Source organism: Prauserella endophytica, from assembly GCF_005146945.1.
Classification (GTDB): domain Bacteria; phylum Actinomycetota; class Actinomycetes; order Mycobacteriales; family Pseudonocardiaceae; genus Prauserella_A; species Prauserella_A endophytica.
This window is the reverse complement of record NZ_SWMS01000013.1, coordinates 98,294-117,306: the sequence shown is the minus strand read 5'-3', so window position 1 is coordinate 117,306 and position 19,013 is coordinate 98,294. Positions and strand designations below refer to the sequence as shown.

27 protein-coding genes are annotated in these 19,013 nt (G+C 68.8%); 3 read left to right on the top strand and 24 right to left on the bottom strand.

Annotated features, from left to right (window positions below; genetic code table 11):
- Positions 1–1,569, top strand: coding sequence for a type VII secretion-associated serine protease mycosin (gene mycP, locus FCN18_RS23040; RefSeq protein ID WP_228714090.1), 1,569 nt, complete (start codon positions 1–3; stop codon positions 1,567–1,569).
- Between the two features lie 243 nt (positions 1,570–1,812).
- On the opposite strand, the gene eccB is transcribed toward mycP, so the two are convergent.
- Positions 1,813–3,411 (bottom strand): type VII secretion protein EccB, encoded by a 1,599-nt coding sequence (gene eccB, locus FCN18_RS23035; RefSeq protein ID WP_137096068.1) that lies wholly within the window; start codon positions 3,409–3,411, stop codon positions 1,813–1,815.
- Between the two features lie 462 nt (positions 3,412–3,873).
- On the opposite strand from eccB, the gene eccE reads away from it, so the two are divergent.
- The gene (gene eccE, locus FCN18_RS23030) at positions 3,874–5,115 is read left to right on the top strand and encodes a type VII secretion protein EccE (protein WP_112277113.1); all 1,242 of its coding nucleotides are present in this window, start codon (positions 3,874–3,876) and stop codon (positions 5,113–5,115) included.
- Positions 5,112–5,834 carry a hypothetical protein gene (locus tag FCN18_RS23025; protein ID WP_112276879.1) on the top strand — a complete coding sequence of 241 codons (723 nt, stop codon included), beginning with the start codon at positions 5,112–5,114 and terminating at the stop codon, positions 5,832–5,834. Before eccE ends, FCN18_RS23025 begins: the two co-directional genes overlap by 4 nt.
- 72 nt (positions 5,835–5,906) lie before the next feature.
- On the opposite strand, the gene truA is transcribed toward FCN18_RS23025, so the two are convergent.
- The 23 genes from truA to rplN all read right to left on the bottom strand — a co-directional run bounded on the left by truA (position 5,907) and on the right by rplN (position 18,979).
- Complete coding sequence (truA, locus tag FCN18_RS23020; protein ID WP_112276877.1) at positions 5,907–6,806, bottom strand: tRNA pseudouridine(38-40) synthase TruA; 900 nt, start codon at positions 6,804–6,806, stop codon at positions 5,907–5,909.
- A complete protein-coding gene (gene rplQ, locus FCN18_RS23015; protein ID WP_112276868.1) occupies positions 6,803–7,402 on the bottom strand; it encodes a 50S ribosomal protein L17 in 600 nt (199 codons plus the stop codon). Before rplQ ends, truA begins: the two co-directional genes overlap by 4 nt.
- 79 nt (positions 7,403–7,481) lie before the next feature.
- On the bottom strand, positions 7,482–8,546 hold the full coding sequence (locus FCN18_RS23010; protein WP_110334842.1) for a DNA-directed RNA polymerase subunit alpha: 1,065 nt from the start codon (positions 8,544–8,546) through the stop codon (positions 7,482–7,484).
- Between the two features lie 118 nt (positions 8,547–8,664).
- Complete coding sequence (gene rpsD / locus FCN18_RS23005) at positions 8,665–9,270, bottom strand: 30S ribosomal protein S4 (protein WP_112276866.1); 606 nt, start codon at positions 9,268–9,270, stop codon at positions 8,665–8,667.
- Between the two features lie 23 nt (positions 9,271–9,293).
- The gene (gene rpsK, locus FCN18_RS23000; RefSeq protein WP_110334840.1) at positions 9,294–9,695 is read right to left on the bottom strand and encodes a 30S ribosomal protein S11; all 402 of its coding nucleotides are present in this window, start codon (positions 9,693–9,695) and stop codon (positions 9,294–9,296) included.
- A gap of 17 nt (positions 9,696–9,712) precedes the next feature.
- Positions 9,713–9,901, bottom strand: a complete 189-nt coding sequence (locus FCN18_RS22995; RefSeq protein WP_110334839.1) for a hypothetical protein — start codon at positions 9,899–9,901, stop codon at positions 9,713–9,715.
- Positions 9,898–10,278, bottom strand: a complete 381-nt coding sequence (gene rpsM, locus FCN18_RS22990) for a 30S ribosomal protein S13 (protein WP_110334838.1) — start codon at positions 10,276–10,278, stop codon at positions 9,898–9,900. Before rpsM ends, FCN18_RS22995 begins: the two co-directional genes overlap by 4 nt.
- 202 nt (positions 10,279–10,480) lie before the next feature.
- A complete protein-coding gene (gene rpmJ / locus FCN18_RS22985) occupies positions 10,481–10,594 on the bottom strand; it encodes a 50S ribosomal protein L36 (RefSeq protein ID WP_005443306.1) in 114 nt (37 codons plus the stop codon).
- Between the two features lie 79 nt (positions 10,595–10,673).
- Positions 10,674–10,895 (bottom strand): translation initiation factor IF-1, encoded by a 222-nt coding sequence (infA, locus tag FCN18_RS22980; RefSeq protein ID WP_005443304.1) that lies wholly within the window; start codon positions 10,893–10,895, stop codon positions 10,674–10,676.
- 334 nt (positions 10,896–11,229) lie between these two features.
- Positions 11,230–12,033 (bottom strand): type I methionyl aminopeptidase, encoded by an 804-nt coding sequence (map, locus tag FCN18_RS22975; protein WP_137096067.1) that lies wholly within the window; start codon positions 12,031–12,033, stop codon positions 11,230–11,232.
- A 17-nt stretch (positions 12,034–12,050) separates the two neighbouring features.
- Complete coding sequence (locus tag FCN18_RS22970; protein ID WP_113641393.1) at positions 12,051–12,605, bottom strand: adenylate kinase; 555 nt, start codon at positions 12,603–12,605, stop codon at positions 12,051–12,053.
- Positions 12,602–13,909 (bottom strand): preprotein translocase subunit SecY, encoded by a 1,308-nt coding sequence (gene secY / locus FCN18_RS22965; RefSeq protein WP_112277109.1) that lies wholly within the window; start codon positions 13,907–13,909, stop codon positions 12,602–12,604. Before secY ends, FCN18_RS22970 begins: the two co-directional genes overlap by 4 nt.
- Before the next feature lie 183 nt (positions 13,910–14,092).
- Positions 14,093–14,725 carry a LysE family translocator gene (locus FCN18_RS22960; protein ID WP_206077969.1) on the bottom strand — a complete coding sequence of 211 codons (633 nt, stop codon included), beginning with the start codon at positions 14,723–14,725 and terminating at the stop codon, positions 14,093–14,095.
- An 84-nt stretch (positions 14,726–14,809) separates the two neighbouring features.
- On the bottom strand, positions 14,810–15,253 hold the full coding sequence (gene rplO / locus FCN18_RS22955) for a 50S ribosomal protein L15 (protein WP_112276862.1): 444 nt from the start codon (positions 15,251–15,253) through the stop codon (positions 14,810–14,812).
- Positions 15,250–15,435, bottom strand: a complete 186-nt coding sequence (gene rpmD, locus FCN18_RS22950; RefSeq protein ID WP_110334834.1) for a 50S ribosomal protein L30 — start codon at positions 15,433–15,435, stop codon at positions 15,250–15,252. The genes rplO and rpmD overlap by 4 nt, the downstream gene beginning before the upstream one ends.
- 1 nt (position 15,436) lies before the next feature.
- Positions 15,437–16,072 (bottom strand): 30S ribosomal protein S5, encoded by a 636-nt coding sequence (gene rpsE, locus FCN18_RS22945; RefSeq protein ID WP_091802171.1) that lies wholly within the window; start codon positions 16,070–16,072, stop codon positions 15,437–15,439.
- Between the two features lie 35 nt (positions 16,073–16,107).
- Positions 16,108–16,506 carry a 50S ribosomal protein L18 gene (gene rplR / locus FCN18_RS22940; protein ID WP_112277105.1) on the bottom strand — a complete coding sequence of 133 codons (399 nt, stop codon included), beginning with the start codon at positions 16,504–16,506 and terminating at the stop codon, positions 16,108–16,110.
- 2 nt (positions 16,507–16,508) lie between these two features.
- Positions 16,509–17,048, bottom strand: a complete 540-nt coding sequence (gene rplF, locus FCN18_RS22935) for a 50S ribosomal protein L6 (RefSeq protein WP_112276860.1) — start codon at positions 17,046–17,048, stop codon at positions 16,509–16,511.
- Positions 17,049–17,063: 15 nt separating this feature from the next.
- A complete protein-coding gene (gene rpsH / locus FCN18_RS22930) occupies positions 17,064–17,462 on the bottom strand; it encodes a 30S ribosomal protein S8 (RefSeq protein ID WP_110334831.1) in 399 nt (132 codons plus the stop codon).
- A gap of 74 nt (positions 17,463–17,536) precedes the next feature.
- On the bottom strand, positions 17,537–17,722 hold the full coding sequence (locus FCN18_RS22925) for a type Z 30S ribosomal protein S14 (RefSeq protein WP_091802162.1): 186 nt from the start codon (positions 17,720–17,722) through the stop codon (positions 17,537–17,539).
- Positions 17,723–17,726: 4 nt separating this feature from the next.
- A complete protein-coding gene (rplE, locus tag FCN18_RS22920) occupies positions 17,727–18,296 on the bottom strand; it encodes a 50S ribosomal protein L5 (protein WP_110334830.1) in 570 nt (189 codons plus the stop codon).
- Positions 18,296–18,610 carry a 50S ribosomal protein L24 gene (gene rplX, locus FCN18_RS22915; protein ID WP_110334829.1) on the bottom strand — a complete coding sequence of 105 codons (315 nt, stop codon included), beginning with the start codon at positions 18,608–18,610 and terminating at the stop codon, positions 18,296–18,298. The genes rplE and rplX overlap by 1 nt, the downstream gene beginning before the upstream one ends.
- Positions 18,611–18,979 carry a 50S ribosomal protein L14 gene (gene rplN / locus FCN18_RS22910; protein WP_024876329.1) on the bottom strand — a complete coding sequence of 123 codons (369 nt, stop codon included), beginning with the start codon at positions 18,977–18,979 and terminating at the stop codon, positions 18,611–18,613. It lies immediately after the preceding gene.
- Positions 18,980–19,013 lie beyond the last annotated feature (34 nt).

Genomic DNA, 19,013 nt, shown 5'->3' with positions numbered 1-19,013 from the left:
GTGCGTTCGTCCGGGCTGGTCAAGCGGACGTCGGCGCTGCTGCTCACCGCGACGATCGGAGCGGTGGGACCGGGACTGGTGCCACTGCCCGCGTCGGCACAGGAGTCGCAGGACACCACGGGCTACGCCACGCCGCCCAACGTCGACCCGAGCCGGCGGCCTGCCGACACCGCGGCGCCGGACGAGAACTACGCGCAGGAGGTCGGCTGCGTCGAACGCGACGTCAGCAACAACGTCCCGCTCCGCAACGCGCCATGGGGTCAGCAGTACCTGCGCGTCGACGAAGTGCACCAGCTGATGCAGAACACGGTCGGCTCGGTCGGCCGGTTCCGCGACGGCAGGCCCGTGCAGGTCGCGGTGATCGACACGGGTGTCACGGCCCACCCCTTCTTCCAGGGCAGGGTGCAGCCGGGCGCCGACTACGTGGCCAACAAGGGCCAGCCCGGAATGGAGGACTGCGACGGGCACGGCACCGAGGTGGCCGGGATCATCGGTGCCAACACACCGCCCGAGATCGGGTTCAAGGGCATGGCGCCGGACGTGCAGATCGTCTCCATCCGGCAGTCGAGCCAGAACTACGCGCCGGACGACAGCCCCGAGCCACCACCACCGCCACCGGGGCAGGAAGAGCAGCCCGGCGGTGAGCAACAGCCCGGTGGCGAGGGAGAGAACGGTGGCGGCACCGGCGCCGGGCAGCCGTCGACGGGACCCTCACAGGACGGCGGCGGCCGCACCCAGGAGGACGAGGGAGCGGCGGGCACGCTGCACACCCTCGCGCAGGCCGTGGTGAACGCCACCGACAAGGGCGTCGACGTCATCAACATCTCGATCAACAACTGCCGGCCCGCCGACGGCAACATCACCACCGGCGAGCAGGAGTTGCAGGCCGCCGTGAACTACGCGGCGAACAACGACATCGTGGTGGTCTCGGCCGCGGGCAACCTCAGCGACAGGTGCGCGCAGAACACGGGCGACCCGAACCGGCCGAACACGATCGTGACGCCGCCGTGGTTCAGCGAGGACGTGCTGTCGGTGGCGGCGATCGACGAGACCGGCGGTGTCGCCGACTTCAGCATCCACGGGCCGTGGGTCAGCGTCGCGGCCCCGGGCACGGACATCATCTCGCTCGACCCGGCAGAGGGCTCGGACGGCCTGGCGAACCTGACCATCGAGAACGGGGAGACCAGGGCGATCCAGGGCACGAGCTTCGCGGCACCGTACGTGTCCGGGCTCGCCGCGCTCGTCAGGGCGAAGTACCCGCACCTCTCGGCCCGAGAGGTGATCAACCGCATCACCAGCACGGCACAGCACCCCGCGGCTCCGGGCGGCAGGGACAACTTCGTCGGCTACGGCGTGATCGACCCGATGGCCGCGCTGACGGCGATCGTTCCCGAGGAGGAGGGCATCCAGCCGGCGTCGCCGGTCGCGCTGCCGTCGGACATGCCGCCGCCGGACAACCGCAACTGGACGCCGGTGATCGTCGCCCTCGCCGGCTCCGGCGGTGCGCTCATGGCGCTGCTCATCACGCTCTTCGTGGTGCACACCATCCGCCGCAACCGCACCACGTAGCGCTCAGCCGTCACCGTCACTCCACAGCCGGGGCCCATTCCCAAGGGCCCCGGCTGTGTCACCTCAGCTCGGCAGGACTCCAGCTCTGCAGTGAAGGCCACCTTGCCTGCGTCGAATCAACACAGCGGCGCGTCAGCGCCTCCGCTTGGGTGGTGGGGGGAGACGTGCAGGCAAGGTGGCCTTCACTGCAGTCGGTGTGGCTCGAGGGCTTCCCGCGGGTTCAGCTCGGCTTGTGCGGACGGCTCAGTTGCCGCCGGCGGCCGCCGCGGTGTCGTCGGGGAACGAGCCCACGCTCGGGTCGAACCGCACCCCGTCGAACGTCCGCTTGGCGTCCTGGGTGTTCAGCGAGGCGCCGGTCGGCAGCAGCTTGATGATCGCCTCGGGAGCGGGCTGCAGGTCCTGCACCGACAGCCCGAGCCCCGTCGCAGTGGCGGCGTTCGGGATGGAGTACCGCACGCCTCGGTCGGAGATCAGCTGGATGCTGCCCTTGTCGAAGGTCTCCCTCGTGGTCGCCGAGCGCGCCGCCGCCGCGAAGCCCGGCCGCATGTAGAAGTGCTCGACCTTCCAGCCGTCCGGGCTCGGCTCCCCGATCCCGACGAGCTGCGCGTCCTTCGGCCCCGGCAGCTGGGGGTTCACGTAGACGGCGGTCCTCGCGTCGCGCTCGGCCCCCTCGCCCTGCACGCTCCACCCGAGGCAGCTCACCGGCCGTGTGTCGGCGGTGAGGACGGTCGGCACGACCTCGGGGTACTGGCTGACGTCCACGGCGCCCGGCTGACCCGGATGGAGGATCGTGACGTTGTTCAGATGCTTCGGGGCGATGGGCGGGAGCTCGTCCGTCGACGCCTCCGTGAAGCGGATCATCTGCGCGAGCGACTGCGGGATCCGCTGGACGCCGTTGTCGAGCACGACGTAGTAGCCCGTGTCCCCCGCGCCCTCCACCTGGAACACCGAGCCGACGGTCAGCTCGTTGAGGTTGTAGCTCGGTGACTCACCCAGGTTCGCGATGTCGGGCACGCTCAGCTCACCCACCGCGGGGATGGCGTTGAGCAGGCCCATGGAGATCTTGCGCACCTTCGTGTCCTGAAGGTCCAGCGCCGTCGTGACCGCGGAGTCGTTCATGTCCACCTGGGCGCGCACGGCGTTGCCCTGCCCGGCCTGCCGGTAGATCAGGTAGGTCTGGCCGTCGTCGGCGGTGACGAGCAGCGCCTCGTTCGCCGCGAGCTGCCTGCCGAGGTGGTCCACACCGGCGAACACCGTGGTCTCCCGAATCGACGCCGCCTGTTGCTGCGACTCCGGAAGGGTGCTGTCGATCTTGACCTCGTCACACACCGCCCAGCGCGGAGGGATCATCTGGTCCTTGGACGGGATGAGGTCGGGACCGTCCGGAATGCCCTGGAGCCGCCCGCGCGGGATGTCCTTGAGCTGGTCGTCCGGCACGACCGTGGTGGGCGGGACCTGTGCCTGCTGAGCCGCCTGCTGGCCGCCCTGTCCGCCCTCGGCGTTCTCCTGCTGTTGCGCCATGAGGATCAGGCGGGCCGAGGCCAGGTTGAAGGTGGGGATCAGCTTCCTCGGGTTGCCTGCGACGACGTAGATCGAACCGGACTGCTCCCCGATGACGATCCCCGAGTCGGGCGCCTTGGGAGCGGGCTTGAAGAACCCGAAGATGATGAAGCCGAGCATCGCGATCGCGCTGAGCACCACACCGACGATCGTCGCGCGGGAGTGCGTTCGCATCGGGTCGTGCAACATCACCGCGTCCTTGCGCACCAGCGCGGACTGCATGCGCCGCAGCACGAACTGATACGCCTGGACTTGTGACTTTGTTGTCGGTGTTGACGGCATTCTCGACCTACAGCTCTCCCAGTCGCGGTACGGTTCCGCAGGATAGCCGTGCGGGGACCGTCTGGTGTTGGTTTCTACCAACTCCGGCTAGTGTTCGGCTCCTCGGGACCGGCTGTCAGCTCAAGTGCACCAAAACGAGGGGAAGAGAACGCGCGGATGTCCGTCACCACTCCTCCACGTCCGCCGGGTCCGCCGCCTGGCTCCCAGCCGCCTTCCGGGCGGCCGCCGGGGCCACCCCAGCCTCCGAGAGGACCTGGCGGTGCGGGCGGTGGCCCAGGGGGGCCGAGGAACCCTCGCGGACCGGGTGGGCCGGGTGGACCCGGGGGTCCGGGAGGCCCAGGCGGACCTGGGGGACCAGGCGGACCTGGGGGACCAGGCGGACCTGGCGGTCCAGGGGGCCCGCCGGGACCTCCGCCCGGTCAGGGACCCCGGCCGGGCGGCGCCGCGCAGGCGCCGCCCCGCATCGCGCCGCCCGCGCGTAAGCGGACGTTCGGCGCGAGCCTCGGCCCGCTGCCGGTCGTCAACGTCGTCGTGCTGGAGATCGGACTCGCGATCGGCCTGATCCTGCTCGCGATCAACGACGGTCTGCTCTACGTCTCGATCGGCATCGTCGCGCTCGCGCTCGTGCTGGCGTTCCTGCGCTGGGGCGGTCAGTGGTTCACCCAGTGGGCTGGACTTACCGCTCGCTACACCCTCCGCTCCCACGACCGCGTCGCCACTCCCCTCGCCCCGACCACCATCGAGACGATCGCGGACGAGGACGACAACGGCGGCGTCGTCGGCCCCGAGGACGCCAGGGTCAACCTGCTGCGCCTCGCGCTGCCCGATCTGGTCGTGGCGCAGGGCAAGGACCACGAGCATCAGGAGGTCGGCCTCGCCTGGCACGACGGCACCTGGACCGCGGTGCTGCTGGTCGAACCCACTCCGGCGCTGATCACGCAGGCGGGCGGCGCGCCGAGCCTCCCGCTGTCGGCGCTGGCGCCGTGCCTCGAGGACCGCGGCGTGGTGCTCGACTCCATCCAGATCACCTGGCACTGCTACCCGGGCAGCGCGGCGCTGCCTGCGGACTCACCCGCGCTCAGCTCGTACCTGGAGGTGCTCGGCCCGCTCACCGCCGCGGCGCGGCGGACGACGTGGGTCTCGATCCGGCTCGACCCGAAACGCTGCCCCTCGGCGGTGCGGGAGCGCGGCGGCGGCGTCGTCGGCGCGCACCGGGCGCTCATGGGCGCACTCTCTCGGGTTCGCAACGCGCTGGAGTCGCGGGGAGTGCCCACCCGCCCCCTCGATCCGGACGAGCTGCTGCGCGCGGGCATCTCCGCCGCCGAGCTGACGGGGGTCGCGGGGTCGGGCAGCAAGGTCGCACTGCACGAGCGCTGGACCGGCGTCACGGCTGCGGGCATCGGGCACGCCAGCTACGCGATCACCGGCTGGCCGAAGGGCAAGATCACCAACAGCCTCAACGCGCTGACGAGCGTGCGCGCACTGTCGGCCACCGTGGCGATGTCGATCTCCCCCTCGCAGGAGGAGGGCAAGATCGGCCTGCGGGGTGTGGTGCGGGTCAGCGCCCGCAACCCGCGTGAACTCGACGCGGCGGACCAGCGGCTGAACAGCACGTCCGAGCGCCTCGGCGTCTCACTGACCCCGCTGCGGGGCAAGCAGGCCGCCGGATTCGCCTCGACCCTGCCGATGGGAGGCGCGGCATGAGCTCGCGTGTGCACGACGCGAACCAGGACCTCGGCGTCGCTCCGGAGTTCATCGTGGACCCCGAGCTGCTGGACGCGATCAGCCCGTCCGGCGACCGCGGCGGCATCGTGCTGGGCTCCGGTCTGCAGGGCGAGCCGCTGACGATCTCTGCACTGCGATCCGCCCCGACGAGAATCGTGCTCGTCGGCGGCCTCTACCTCGCACGGCAGGTGGCGCTGCGCGCGATGGCGGTCGGCGCGTGGGTCGTCGTGGCGACCGGCCGTCCGACGGCCTGGCACCTGCTGTCGCAGGCCGCGGGCACCCAGCCGAACGGCCAGCCCTCGCCGCTGGTGCAGATCCGGCGACTGTCCCCTGTGGAGCTGCCGAGGCCGTCGGAGGACGCGCCGCTGCTCGTCGTCCACGATGGCGGTCCGACGCCGCAGGACCTCTTCCCGCCGCGCTCGCCGTGGCAGACGACGGTCTACGTGCTGCCGTACCTGCACCCGCAGGCCGGCGCGATGGCCAACGCGGCGGACCTGGTGCTCATGCAGCGCCTGCCCGCCGGGCAGGCCGAGCTGGCCGCGCGCATCTGGCGCCTGCCGCCGCAGATGATGCGACAGCTGACGACGTTGAAGGACGATCAGGTGGTGGCGCTGGGCCGCAACCTCTGGCGCCCGCTCCGGCTCGTCACCACGGCCAAGGAAAAGCAGATCCTCGGCCCGGTCCGCCGAGGCGACTGAGCCTTTCCGACTGCAGTGAAGGCCACCTTCACTGCGTTGAACGCAGGCATGGTGGCCTTCACTGCAGTCGGGTCACACCGTGCGCAGGTTGCGGGTCTGCTGGGCACGGGCGGCGAGCTCCGCGTCCGGCGGGTAGTCGATGCCCACCAGGGTGAGGCCGTGGGCGGGCGCGACCGCGCTCGCCCGCTCCTGGCTCTCCAGCACCGTTCCCGGCCACGCGACCTCGCGGCGACCGTCGCCGACCAGCAACAGTGCGCCGACGAGGCTGCGCACCATGGAGTGGCAGAACGCGTCGGCCGACACGTCCACGTGCACGTCGTGCTCCGCGACCCGGCGCCAGACGAGACGCTGCAGCTCCCTGATCGTCGTGGCGCCCTCCCGCTGCTTGCAGTAGGCCGCGAAATCGTGCAGGCCCAGCAGGGCCTCGGAAGCCTCGTTCATCGCGTCCACATCGAGCGGACGGCCCCACGCGAGGGTGTCGTGGCGGCGCAGTGGGTCGACGCCGTACGGCGCGTCGGAGACCTGGTAGCGGTAGTGCCGCCGCGTCGCGGAGAACCGGGCGTCGAACCCCTCGGGGGCGACACGCACGCCGAGCACGCGTACGTCGGCCGGCAGGATCCGGTTCCAGCGGTGCCGCATGCGGTCGAGGTCAGGGACGCCACGCTCGTCGACGGTCAGGCGCCGCGACGTCGGTTCGCCCGAGAACGGCACCACGTCCGCGTGGACGACCTGACCGGTCGCGTGGACCCCGGCGTCCGTCCGGCCCGCGACGACCACGGAGCGGGCCAATGCGGCCCCGGGAGGCTGCTTGGCGAGTGCGTCCTCAAGCACGCCCTGCACGGTGCGCCGCTGCGGCTGACGCGCCCAGCCCGAGAAGTCGGTGCCGTCGTAGGAGACGTCGAGGCGCAGACGAACGAGCCCGCCCTCCCCAGCGGGAGTGGCGGGCTCGTTCGTGACGTTCTGTGCCGTCAGGACTCGTCCTTCTTGTCGGCCTTGTCGGCCGGCTCGTCGGTCTTGTCCTCGGCGCCCTCGGCGGGCGCGGCCGTCGCCTCGTCGGTCGCGGAGGCGGGAGCCTCGGCGTCCTGGTCGTCGGCCTTCGCGTCGGCAGCCTCGGTGGCCTCGGCCTCAGGGGCCTCGGTGGTCTCCTCGGCGGGCTTCTCGTCCTTGGCGAACTTGGTCTTGCGCGCCGCCTCGGCCTCCGCCGCGACCGTCTTCTCCGCCACCAGTTCGATGACCGCCATCGGGGCGTTGTCGCCCTTGCGCGGCAGCGTCTTGGTGATGCGGACGTAACCGCCGTTGCGGTCCACGAAGAACGGTCCGATCTCGGCGATCAGCTTGTGCACGACGTCCTTGTCGCGGATGATCCGCATGATCTGACGCCGGTTGTGCAGGTCACCGCGCTTTGCCTTGGTGATCAGCTTCTCGGCAAGCGGCCGGACGCGCTTGGCCTTGGCCTCGGTGGTGGTGATCTTGCCGTGCTCGAACAGCGACGTGGCCAGGTTCGCCAGCATCAGCCGTTCGTGCGACGGCGAGCCACCGAGACGGGGTCCCTTGGTGGGGGTGGGCATCGGTTCTCCTCGTTAACTTCTCAGCGGCAAGACCAGGCGGTCCACAGTGGATGGTCCACTGCGGACCGCCCCGCCGGTCTTACAGCTGCTCCGTCTCTGCGTAGTCCTGGCCATCGTCGTGGCCACTGTCGGAAAGGCCGTCGGCGACATCGCCACCCCAGCCCTCGCCGTCGTAGCTGGACGCGGCGGCCGTCGGGTCGAACCCGGGCGGGCTGTCCTTCAGCGTGAGGCCGAGACCGACGAGCTTCATCTTGACCTCGTCGATCGACTTCGCGCCGAAGTTGCGGATGTCGAGCAGGTCGGCCTCGCTGCGCGAGACCAGTTCGCCGACGGTGTGGATTCCCTCGCGCTTGAGGCAGTTGTAGGACCGCACCGTGAGGTCCAGGTCCTCGATCGGCATCGCGTAGGCGGCGATGGTGTCCGCCTCCTGCGGCGACGGGCCGATCTCGATGCCCTCGGCGTCGACGTTGAGCTCCCTGGCCAGACCGAAGAGCTCCACGAGCGTCTTACCGGCCGACGCGACCGCGTCCCGGGGCGTGATCGACGGCTTGGTCTCCACGTCCAGGATCAGCTTGTCGAAGTCGGTCCGCTGCTCGACACGGGTGGCCTCGACCTTGTAGGTCACCTTCAGCACCGGCGAGTAGATCGAGTCGACCGGGATCCGGCCGATCTCCGCGCCCGCCTGCTTGTTCTGCAGCGCAGGCACGTAGCCGCGGCCCCGCTCGACGACGAGCTCGATCTCGAGCTTGCCCTTGCCGTTCAGGGAGGCGATGTGCAGGTCCGGGTTGTGCACGGTGACACCGGCCGGGGGCACGATGTCGGCCGCGGTGACCTCACCGGGGCCCTGCTTGCGCAGGTACATGGTGACCGGCTCGTCCTCCTCGGAGGACACCACGAGCTCCTTGAGGTTCAGGATGATCTCGGTGACGTCTTCCTTCACCCCGGGAACGGTGGTGAACTCGTGCAGGACGCCGTCGATGCGGATGCTCGTGACCGCGGCACCCGGGATCGACGACAGCAGCGTGCGCCGCAGCGAGTTGCCGAGCGTGTAGCCGAAGCCCGGCTCGAGCGGCTCGATGGTGAACCGGGAGCGGGTCTCGTTGACCGTCTCTTCGCCGAGAGTCGGCCGCTGGGAAATCAGCACTTTCCTTCTTCCTTTCCTGCCGGCGCCCGCCATATGACGCCGAAAGGTGTGGCGTAGGCGGCGGCGCACTCCACGGCGCCGCCGCCGGATCCGCCCCCGGCCGGAGCCGGGTGGTGGATCACTTCGAGTAGAACTCGACGATCAGCTGTTCCTGCACCGGAACCTCGATCTGCGCGCGCTCAGGCAGCTGGTGCACGAGGATGCGCAGGGTCGAGGGCACCACCTGCAGCCAAGCCGGGATGGGGCGCTCGCCCATCGCCTCCTTGGCGGCCACGAACGGCAGCATCTGCAGCGACTTGGGCCGCACGTCGATGATGTCGAACTTGGACACGCGGAAGCTGGGGATGTTCACCTTCTGGCCGTTGACCAGGAAGTGACCGTGGCTGACCAGCTGACGGGCCTGCCGACGGGTGCGGGCGAGGCCGGCGCGGTAGACCACGTTGTCCAGCCGGGACTCCAGGATCTGCAGCAGGTTCTCACCGGTCTTGCCGGTGCGCCGCGCGGCCTCCTCGTAGTAGCGCTTGAACTGGCGCTCGAGGATGCCGTAGGTGTGGCGAGCCTTCTGCTTCTCCTGCAGCTGGAGCAGGTACTCGCTCTCCTTGATCCGGCCGCGGCCGTGCTGGCCGGGCGGGTAGGGGCGACGCTCGAAAGCCTGGTCACCGCCGATGAGGTCGACCTTGAGGCGACGCGAGATGCGCGTCGCGGGGCCGGTGTAACGAGCCATGTGTGCTTACTCCTCCCCGTTCCTCAGACCCGGCGCCGCTTCGGCGGGCGGCAGCCGTTGTGAGGCTGCGGGGTCACGTCCTGGATGGTGCCGACCTCGAGGCCGGCGGCCTGCAGCGAGCGGATCGCGGTCTCCCGGCCGGAGCCGGGTCCCTTCACGAACACGTCGACCTTCTTCATCCCGTGCTCGGCGGCCTTGCGCGCGGCGTTCTCGGCAGCCATCTGAGCGGCGAACGGGGTGGACTTCCGCGAGCCCTTGAACCCGACGTGGCCGGACGAGGCCCACGAGATCACCGCGCCGTTCGGGTCGGTGATCGAGATGATCGTGTTGTTGAACGTGCTCTTGATGTGGGCGTGCCCGTGAGCGACGTTTTTCTTTTCCTTGCGCCTGACCTTCTTGGCGCCGGTACGAGCCTTGGGGGGCATGTCTGGGTGCTTCTCCTCTACCGCGAGTTCTCTTGGTGGGCGGCCGCGGCCTCACGCTGCCCGCGCCGGATCACGGAACCGGCGTCGGTGTACAGCTGGCGCAGCGCCATCGGACGGGCGTAAAGGGCCTTCGGCGAGACGCACGAGGCCGATCCGCGGCGCTGGTTCGCGCCGACCTGCACGACCCTCCTGCCGCGGACGCTCACTTCTTGCCCGCCTTCTTCTTGCCTGCCACCGTCTTCTTCGGGCCCTTGCGGGTACGGGCGTTCGTCTTCGTGCGCTGCCCGCGGACGGGCAGACCACGGCGCCACCGCAGACCCTCGTAACACCCGATCTCGATCTTGCGACGGATGTCGGCATTCACCTCGCGGCGGAGGTCACCCTCGACCTTGAAGTTCTCTTCGATGTAGTCCCGCAGCTTCACCAGGTCGTCGTCGCTGAGGTCCTTCACGCGGGTGTCCGCGTTCAGCTCGGTAGCGGCGATCAGTTCCCTGGAGCGGGTACGGCCAACGCCGTAGATGTAGGTAAGCGCGATCTCCAACCGCTTTTCGCGGGGGAGGTCGACGCCAGCGAGTCGTGCCATTGGCGCTCGTGCTCCTTATGTTCGTCGTGTCTTCAGGTCTGCTCCCCGGCCATCCCGGGACGACTCGCTGTCGCCCACTCGCTCTCGCGGGTGGTGTCCCGGCCCCGGCCTGAAGCCCGGGGGTGAACCAGGTCGCCGTGGCGACCCGGCAGGTACGGGGAGGTATTGATGTGTCAAGCCACTCCGGAACGAGTGCTTGCGATCAGCCCTGCCGCTGCTTGTGCCGCAGGTTGTCGCAGATCACCATGATCCGGCCGTGCCGGCGGACGATCTGGCACTTGTCGCAGATCTTCTTGACGCTCGGTTTGACCTTCACGTCTCCTGCTTTCCTGCTCGTGCTGAGTTGCTGCGCGCCCCTTGGCCGAGGTCGTCGACCTCAGCCACGCTCTCCGTGATCACTTGTAGCGGTAGACGATGCGACCACGGGACAAGTCGTAGGGCGAAAGCTCGACGACAACCCTGTCCTCAGGCAGGATGCGGATGTAGTGCTGCCGCATCTTGCCGCTGATGTGGGCTAGGACCTTGTGGCCGTTCTCCAACTCGACGCGAAACATCGCGTTGGGAAGCGGCTCGATCACGCGGCCTTCGACCTCGATGGCCCCGTCTTTCTTCGCCATGTCCTCCGCGTTTCGTGATTGGTTGAGCGGTGAGTGCTTACTGTCAGTGGCACGCACGTCACACCGACTCCAATGCCCCAGGAACTCGAGTGCATTTCACAAGCGCGATGGAATCGACGTGATGGGCACGCCAGCTAGACAGTGTACGCACCCTGTGTCAAGCACCCCAAACGGGGGCCGCCTGTGCTAGAGGCACGACGACGTTCCGTCGCACCCACTCAATGATAACACCGTAACGGAATCACCACGACGGGCGAAGAGCCACGCTGAGCAGGCCGAACGCCGTCCGCTCACTCCACCGGCGATGGATCCGGTCCGGACCGCCGTCGCCCGGTCAGGTGGATTCCGGGGCCGTCAGCACCCAGGGGCCGTCCTCGGTCACCGCGACGGTGTGCTCCCAGTGCGACGAGCGGGAGCCGTCCGCGGTCACGACCGTCCAGCCGTCCTCCAGCTCCACCGTCTCACCCGAGCCGCCGGTCAGCATCGGCTCCACCGCGAGGGCCATCCCGGCCTCGAGCACCGGCCCCTTGCCGGGCTTGCCGACGTTCGGCAGGAACGGGTCCATGTGCATTTCGCGACCGATGCCGTGGCCGCCGTACTCCACCACCATGCCGTAGTCGAGGCCGTCAGCCTCGCCGGCCCGCAGCGCCGCCGACTCGACCGCGAAGGAGATGTCGGTGAGCCGGGCACCTGGCCTGACGGCGTCGACACCCGCCCACATCGCGGTCTCGGTAGCCGCCGAGAGCTTACGGTCCGCGTCCGTGACGTCACCGACGGCGATCGTCACGGCCGAGTCGCCGTGCCAGCCGTTCAGGATCGCACCACAGTCCACGGACAGCAGGTCCCCGTCGGCCAGCGTCCGCGCCGCCGACGGGATCCCGTGCACGATCTGCTCGTTCACCGACGCGCAGATCGAAGCCGGGAAGCCGTGGTAGCCCAGGAACGACGGCACGGCGCCCGCCTCGCGGATGGTCTGCTCGGCGAGCTCGTCCAGCTCGATCATGGTCACACCCGGCTTGGCGGCCTCGGTCACCAGGGCGAGGGTGCGCGCGACGACCAGGCCGGCCTCCCGCATCGCCTCGAGCTCGCCCCTGGTCTTGATCTCGATGGAGCTGCCGCGGCGCAACCACCTCGGCATGCGAAGACCGCGCAGGTTCACGACTTCTTGTCGAGCGCGTCCAGCACGCGCGAGGAGACCTCGTCGATGTCGCCGACGCCGTCAACGGTGACCAGGATGTCGGCGTAGAACTCGAGCAGCGGAGCCGTCTCCGAGCGGTACACCTGCTGGCGGCGGCGGATGACCTCTTCGGTGTCGTCCGCGCGACCGCGGCCGAGCAGCCGCTCGACCAGCACGTCCTCGGGCACCTGGAGCTCGATCACGGCGTCCAGCGCGGTGTCGGACTCGGCGAGCATCTCGCCGAGCACCTCGGCCTGCTTGGTGTTGCGGGGGAAGCCGTCGAGCAGGAAGCCCGCCTTCGTGTCCGGATCGGCCAGCCGCTCCCGCACCATCTCGTTCGTCACCGAGTCGGGCACGAGGTCACCCGAGTCGAGGTAGCGCTTCGCCTCCTGACCCAGCGGCGTCTGCTCCCCCACGTGAGCCCGGAACAGGTCACCCGTCGAGATGTGCGGCACCCGCAGCCGCTCGGAGAGAGCGACCGCCTGCGTGCCCTTACCCGCACCTGGCGGACCAACGAGAACCACACGCGTCATCGGAGGAACCCTTCGTAGTTGCGCTGCATGAGCTGGCTTTCGATCTGCTTCACGGTGTCGAGTCCGACACCGACCATGATCAGCACAGCCGTGCCGCCGAACGGGAAGTTCTGGTTCTGTCCCTGGCCGGTGATGGACAAGAAGAAGTTGGGCAGGATCGCCACGATGCCGAGGTAGATCGAGCCCGGCAGCGTGATGCGGCCGAGTACGAAGCTCAGGTACTCGGCGGTGGGCCTGCCGGGCCGGATGCCCGGGATGAACCCACCGAACTTCTTCATCTCCTCAGCACGTTCGTCAACGTTGAAGGTAATCGTGATGTAGAAGTACGTGAAGAAGATGATCAGCGCGAAGTACGAGAGGATGTGCAACCAGCTCGACTGGTCCACCAGGTAGGTCTGGAGGAACCGCTGCCAGCCGGAAGCCTGGTTCGGGTCGCCCACCAGCCTGCCGATGAGATCGGGCAGGTACAGCAGCGACGACGCGAAGATGACCGGGATGACACCGGCCTGGTTGACCTTGATCGGCAGGTACGTCGAGGTGCCGCCGTACATCCGGCGGCCGATCATGCGCTTGGCGTACTGCACCGGGATCCGGCGCTGGCCCTGCTCCACGAAGATGACGCTCGCGATGATCGCCAGCGCGAGGAGACAGACGAAGAAGAAGACCAGTCCGCCCTGGCTGCTCAGGATGTTGGCGCCCTCGGCGGGAATCTGCGCCGCGATGTTCAGGAAGATCAGCAGCGACATGCCGTTGCCGACGCCGCGCTCGGTGATGAGCTCGCCGAGCCACATCATCACGGCCGTGCCCGCGGTCATCGTGAGGACCGTGATCGCCAGCGTGGCGACGCTGTTGTCCGGGAGAACCGGCTGGTCGCAGTCGCCGAAGAGCTGACCGCGGTCCGCGAGAGCGATGACACCCGTCGCCTGCAGGATCGCCAGCGCGATCGTCAGGTAGCGCGTGTACTGCGTGAGCTTGCCCTGGCCGGACTGCCCCTCCTTCTTCAGCTCCTCGAAGCGCGGAATCACCACGGTGAGCAGCTGCACGATGATGCTCGCCGTGATGTAGGGCATGATGCCCGTCGCGAAGATCGACAGCTGCAGGAGCGCACCACCGCTGAACAGGTTCAGCAGGGAGAAGATGTTCTGGTTCTCGACTTGCGCCTGACAGGCCTGAACATTGGGGTACGAAACCCCGGGCGCTGGGATGACCGCACCGATCCGGTACACGGCCACGATCATCAGCGTGAACAGGATCTTCTTGCGCAGGTCCGGCGTCGCGAGAGCCGAGCGGAATGCGCTGAGCACGCGGGGGACCTCCTCGGCGTCGCCGGTGATCAACCGACGATCGGCTTGGCCGGTACGGGGTACCGGCAGGACACAGTCGCTGGCGGGCAAGCCAGGAGCGCTCCGGGGCACAAGTGTCCCGCAGCGTGTCGTCGACTCTAACAGCCCCTGTGGTAGTGCCCGCAGGTAGTACGGGCTAATGCGTCATCTGGCCGAGGTCGCCAGTGCGCCCGCCATCCCGAGCAGCACGATCCCGGTGCCGCGGTCGACATTGCGTCGCGCCCGCGCTGAGAGAGCGGCCACCCTCGCCACGGCGCCGACGCCAACGTAGACCGTGCCCGCGAGGAACTCCGCCAGCAGGTACACCGCGCCGAGCACCGCCACCTGCCAGCCCATCGGGCCGTGACCGGCGTCGACGAACTGCGGCACGAACGCCGTGAACACGAGCACCGCCTTGGGATTGGTGATCGCGACCAGGAACTCCTTGCGCACCACCGGCCACACCGGCAGCGGATCGGCCGTTTCCCCTTCGGGCAGCCGGGGACGCGTGCCGTGGCGGAAGGTGCTCACGAGCAGGCTGCCGCCGAGCCACGCGAGGTAGGCGACACCGACCCACTTGATGACGGTGAACGCCAGCTCCGACGCCGCCAGCACCTGCCCGAGGCCGGCCGCGACGGCGGCGATCATGAGCACGAACGCGGCGAGCCTGCCCGCGAGCCCGGCGAGCGCCTTGCCGAGGCCGTGGCGCATGCCGTGGTGCAGGCCGAGCAGGTTGTTCGCACCGGGTGTCAGCGCGATGAGCAGCGCGGCACCGAAGAACACCAGCAGCCAGGTCACGTCTCGAACATAACCGGCCAGGCAAACGGAAAACGGCCCACCCGGTCACGTGGACCGGGCGGGCCGTTTCAGCCTCTGGGTGGCTCAGAGCGTGGTGGCGCTGCCACCAGCGGCTTCGAGCTTCTCCTTGGCGCTGGCCGAGAAGGCGTCGGCGGTGACGTCGAGCTTGACGCCCTCGACGTCACCGTTGCCGAGAACCTTCACCAGCTGGTTCTTGCGGACGAGGCCGCGGGCCACGAGCTCCTCCTTGCCGACCTTGCCACCGTCGGCGAACACGCGGGCGATGTCGCCCACGTTCACCGGCTGGTACTCGGTGCGGAAGCGGTTCTTGAAGCCACGCAGCTTCGGCAGCCGCATGTGGATGGGCATCTGCCCACCCTCGAAACCGGCGGGCACGTTCTTCCGGGCCTTGGTGCCCTTCGTGCCGCGACCGGCGGTCTTGCCCTTCGAGCCCTCGCCGCGGCCGACGCGGATCTTGTCGCGCTTGGCCCCGGGGGCGGGCCGCAGGTGGTGGATCTTGATGGTCATGCCTTGACCTCCTCCACAGTCACCAGGTGCCGGACCGTGTGGATGAGCCCGCGGGTCTCAGGGGTGTCATCCCGCACGACAGACTGCCGGATCTTGCGCAGCCCGAGGGTGCGCAGCGACGCCCGGTGGTTCTGCTTCGTGCCGATCGTGCTCTTGATCTGGGTGACCTTCAGCTGCGCCATGTCAGACCCCCTGGCCCGCACGCTGCCGCAGCATCCTGGCCGGAGCCACGTCCTCGAGCGGCAGGCCACGGCGAGCCGCGACCTCCTCGGGACGCTGCAGGTCCTTTAGGGCCCGCACGGTCGCGTGCACGATGTTGATCGCGTTGTCGCTGCCGAGCGACTTCGACAGCACGTCGTGCACACCGGCGCACTCCAGCACCGCACGCACCGGGCCACCGGCGATGACACCGGTACCGGCGCTGGCCGGACGGAGGAGCACCACACCGGCGGCCTCCTCACCCTGCACGGGGTGCGGGATGGTGCCGGCGATCCGAGGCACGCGGAAGAAGTTCTTCTTCGCCTCCTCGACACCCTTGGCGATGGCCGCGGGAACTTCCTTGGCCTTGCCGTAGCCGACGCCGACCTGACCGTCGCCGTCACCGACGACGACCAGCGCGGTGAAGCTGAAGCGACGACCACCCTTGACCACCTTGGCCACGCGGTTGATCGCTACGACGCGCTCGAGGTGCGGGGTCTTGTCCTGGGCCGCCCCGCCACGGCCACCGTCACGACGGTCCCTGCGGTCCCGGCCGCCACCGCGCTCGCGGTCGCCGCCGGGTCCGCCCTGGCCGCCGGATTGCCGCGTACGTCCCGGCATCAGGCGTTCCTTCCGTTCTCGAACTTGTTCACTGTCTAAAACTCCAACCCCGCCTCGCGGGCGGCGTCGGCCAGTGCGGCGATCCGGCCGTGGTAGGCGTTGCCACCCCGGTCGAACACCGCCTTGGAGATCCCGGCCTCCTTGGCACGGGCCGCGACCAGCTCGCCGACCTTGGCGGCCTTGGCCTTCTTGTCGCCCTCCACCGCGCGCACGTCCGCCTCGAGGGTGGACGCCGACGCCAGGGTGTGGCCCGCGACGTCGTCGATCAGCTGAACGACGATGTGCCGCGAGGACCGCTTCACCGACATCCGCGGCCGGGCCGCCGTGCCGCTGATCTTCTTGCGCAGCCGGGCGTGCCGACGAACCTTGCCAGCGCGACGGCGGGTCGAGATGTCCTTGCCGACCGGCTTGCGCTTGGTCACCGTTTCGCTCATGATCACTTACCCGTCTTTCCGACCTTGCGACGGATGCGCTCGCCCTCGTAGCGCAGGCCCTTGCCCTTGTAGGGGTCGGGGCGACGCAGCTTACGGATGACCGCCGCGGTCTGGCCGACCTTCTGCTTGTCGATGCCGGAGACCGAGAACCGAGTGGGGGACTCCACCTTGAAGGTGATGCCCTCCGGGGCCTTGATCAGCACCGGGTGGCTGTAGCCGAGGGCGAACTCGAGGTCCGAGCCCTTGGCCTGCACACGGTAACCGACCCCGTGGATCTCCATCTTCTTCTCGTAACCGTCGGTGACACCCACGACGAGGTTGTTCACCAGCGTGCGGGTCAGGCCGTGCAGCGCCCGGCTCTCCCGCTCGTCGTCCGGCCGCTTCACCGAGAGCACGCCGTCCTCGTCGCGCTCGACCGTGATCGGCTCGGGAACCGTGTGCTCGAGGGTGCCCTTCGGACCCTTGACCTTGACGTGCTGCCCGTCGATGGTCACCTCGACCCCGGAGGGGACGGTGATCGGCAGCTTTCCGATGCGTGACATGCCAGTCCCCCTCCCTTACCAGACGTAGGCGAGGACTTCGCCGCCCACGCCGTTGCGCTTGCACTGCCGGTCGGTCTGCAGGCCGGACGACGTCGAGATGATCGCAACGCCGAGGCCGCCCAGAACGTTGGGCAGGTTGGTCGATTTCGCGTACACCCGCAGACCGGGCTTGGACACCCGCCGGAGACCGGCGATGCTGCGCTCCCGGTTCGGGCCGTACTTCAGCTCGACGATCAGGTTCTTGTGCTTCTCGCCGGGCTCGACCCGGTGGTCCGAGATGTAGCCCTCGCGCTTGAGGATCTCGGCGATGTTCGCCTTGATCTTCGAGTGAGGGAGCACGACCTCGTCGTGGTACGCCGAGTTCGCGTTACGCAGACGTGTCAGGAAGTCTGCGATCGGGTCGGTCATCGTCATGGTGACCTGTCAACCTTTCTCGCCCTGGTTCCCCGTGCGGGGCCTGTGGCGAAGTGGGAGTTGGTGGGAAGCCTTCACCAGCTGGACTTGCTGACGCCGGGGAGCTGGCCCGCGTGGGCCATCTCCCGCAGGCAGATGCGGCAGAGTCCGAACTTGCGGTAGACCGAGTGCGGCCTGCCGCAGCGCTGGCAGCGGGTGTAGGCACGCACCTTGAACTTCGGCTTGCGGGCGGCCTTGGCGATCAGAGCTTTCTTGGCCATCGGCTCAGTTCTCCTTGAACGGGAAGCCGAGCTTGCGCAGCAGCGCCCGGCCCTCGTCGTCGGTGGTGGCGGTGGTGACGACCGTGACGTCCATGCCGCGCGGGCGGTCGATGGAGTCCGGGTTGATCTCGTGGAACATCGACTGCTCGGACAGGCCGAACGTGTAGTTGCCGTTGCCGTCGAACTGCTTGCCCGAGAGGCCGCGGAAGTCGCGGATACGGGGCAGTGCGATGGTCAGCAGCCGGTCCAGGAACTCCCACATGCGGTCGCCGCGCAGCGTCACGCGCGCACCGATCGGCTGGCCTTCGCGCAGCTTGAACTGGGCGATGGACTTGCGGGCCCTGCGCACCTCGGGCTTCTGGCCGGTGATGGTGGCCAGGTCGCGGATGGCGCCCTCGATCAGCTTGCTGTCGCGAGCGGCGTCACCAACGCCCATGTTCACCACGACCTTGACCACGCCGGGGATCTGGTGCGGGTTCGCGTAGGAGAACTCCTCCTGCAGCTGGCCCTTGATCTCCTCGCGGTAGCGGGTCTTCAACCGCGGCGTCGGGTATGTCGTCTCTGCGGTGGTCATCAGATGTCCTTGCCCGTCCTGCGCGAGATACGCACCTTCTTGCCGTCCTCGCCAATCCGGTAGCCCACCCTGGTCGGCTTGCCGTCGGAGTCCACGACCATCACGTTCGAGACGTGGATGGGGGCCTCCTGGGTGATGATGCCGCCGGACTGGGCACCGCGCTGCGTCTGGGTGATCCGGGTGTGCTTCTTGATCCGGTTCACGCCCTCGACCAGCACCCGCTGCCGCTCGGGGTAGGCCTGGATGACCTTGCCCTTCGCGCCCTTGTCCTTGCCGGCGATGACGAGGACGGTGTCGCCCTTCTTCACCTTCATCTAGAGCACCTCCGGCGCCAGCGAGATGATCTTCATGAACTTGCGGTCGCGCAGCTCGCGGCCGACCGGCCCGAAGATGCGGGTGCCCCGCGGCTCGTTGTCGTTCTTGATGAGCACGGCCGCGTTCTCGTCGAAACGGATGTAGGAGCCGTCAGGGCGACGCTTCTCCTTCACCGTGCGGACGATGACGGCCTTGACCACGTCACCACGCTTCACGTTGGCGCCCGGGATGGCGTCCTTGACGGTGGCGACGATGATGTCGCCGATGCCCGCGTAGCGCCGCCCCGAGCCACCGAGCACGCGGATGGTCAGGATCTCCTTGGCACCCGTGTTGTCGGCGACTCGCAGTCGCGACTCCTGCTGGATCACGTCAACTCCTGTATGTCGCGCCGGTTCTCGGTAG

What these genes read in the sequence shown, in the direction of transcription:
- rpsM (WP_110334838.1), bottom strand. Translation starts at nt 10,278, where the DNA reads ATGGCACGACTCGCTGGCGTCGACCTCCCCCGCGAAAAGCGGTTGGAG.
- rpsD (WP_112276866.1), bottom strand. Translation starts at nt 9,270, where the DNA reads ATGGCTCGTTACACCGGCCCCGCGACGCGCATCTCGCGTCGCCTCAAG.
- FCN18_RS22970 (WP_113641393.1), bottom strand. Translation starts at nt 12,605, where the DNA reads ATGACGCGTGTGGTTCTCGTTGGTCCGCCAGGTGCGGGTAAGGGCACG.
- FCN18_RS23025 (WP_112276879.1), top strand. Translation starts at nt 5,112, where the DNA reads ATGAGCTCGCGTGTGCACGACGCGAACCAGGACCTCGGCGTCGCTCCG.
- rplX (WP_110334829.1), bottom strand. Translation starts at nt 18,610, where the DNA reads ATGAAGGTGAAGAAGGGCGACACCGTCCTCGTCATCGCCGGCAAGGAC.
- eccB (WP_137096068.1), bottom strand. Translation starts at nt 3,411, where the DNA reads ATGCCGTCAACACCGACAACAAAGTCACAAGTCCAGGCGTATCAGTTC.
- rplO (WP_112276862.1), bottom strand. Translation starts at nt 15,253, where the DNA reads ATGACCATCAAGATCCACCACCTGCGGCCCGCCCCCGGGGCCAAGCGC.
- rpsH (WP_110334831.1), bottom strand. Translation starts at nt 17,462, where the DNA reads ATGACGATGACCGACCCGATCGCAGACTTCCTGACACGTCTGCGTAAC.
- rplR (WP_112277105.1), bottom strand. Translation starts at nt 16,506, where the DNA reads ATGAGCGAAACGGTGACCAAGCGCAAGCCGGTCGGCAAGGACATCTCG.
- rpsE (WP_091802171.1), bottom strand. Translation starts at nt 16,072, where the DNA reads ATGCCGGGACGTACGCGGCAATCCGGCGGCCAGGGCGGACCCGGCGGC.
- rplE (WP_110334830.1), bottom strand. Translation starts at nt 18,296, where the DNA reads ATGACCACCGCAGAGACGACATACCCGACGCCGCGGTTGAAGACCCGC.
- infA (WP_005443304.1), bottom strand. Translation starts at nt 10,895, where the DNA reads ATGGCGAAGAAAGACGGGGCCATCGAGGTCGAAGGCCGCGTGATCGAG.
- FCN18_RS22925 (WP_091802162.1), bottom strand. Translation starts at nt 17,722, where the DNA reads ATGGCCAAGAAAGCTCTGATCGCCAAGGCCGCCCGCAAGCCGAAGTTC.
- rpsK (WP_110334840.1), bottom strand. Translation starts at nt 9,695, where the DNA reads ATGCCCCCCAAGGCTCGTACCGGCGCCAAGAAGGTCAGGCGCAAGGAA.
- rplQ (WP_112276868.1), bottom strand. Translation starts at nt 7,402, where the DNA reads ATGCCCACCCCCACCAAGGGACCCCGTCTCGGTGGCTCGCCGTCGCAC.
- rplF (WP_112276860.1), bottom strand. Translation starts at nt 17,048, where the DNA reads ATGTCACGCATCGGAAAGCTGCCGATCACCGTCCCCTCCGGGGTCGAG.
- map (WP_137096067.1), bottom strand. Translation starts at nt 12,033, where the DNA reads ATGCCGAGGTGGTTGCGCCGCGGCAGCTCCATCGAGATCAAGACCAGG.
- rpmD (WP_110334834.1), bottom strand. Translation starts at nt 15,435, where the DNA reads ATGGCGCAGCTGAAGGTCACCCAGATCAAGAGCACGATCGGCACGAAG.